Annotated in this window: 1 protein-coding gene; it reads left to right on the top strand. The window is 62.1% G+C overall.

Going from position 1 to position 235, the window contains the following annotated elements:
- Window positions 1-235 (top strand): acyl-homoserine-lactone synthase (locus A6V29_RS09970; protein WP_283956351.1); only part of this gene is annotated, 235 nt, incomplete at both ends.

The raw sequence follows: 235 nt of genomic DNA, 5'->3' as shown, positions 1-235 counted from the left end.
TCTTTGCAGCCATGATTGAATTTGGGCAGCAGTGCGACCTTCAGGCCATCGCAACCGTCACTGACCTGCGCATGGAGCGCATCCTGCGCCGGGCCGGATGGCATCTTGATCGCCTCGGCACACCCCAACAAATCGGGGCGACCAAAGCCGTGGCCGGCCTGTTGCCGATCACCAATGACGCTCTCGGTGCGATCCGAGCGGCCGGGAAGATTTCCGGAAGATCGGAAGAGCGTCG

It is taken from the genome of Blastococcus sp. CCUG 61487 (assembly GCF_005222955.1).
Taxonomy (GTDB): Bacteria; Actinomycetota; Actinomycetes; order Mycobacteriales; family Geodermatophilaceae; genus Blastococcus.
Note: the sequence above shows the minus strand (reverse complement) of the source record. Positions and strands in the feature narration are given on the sequence as shown.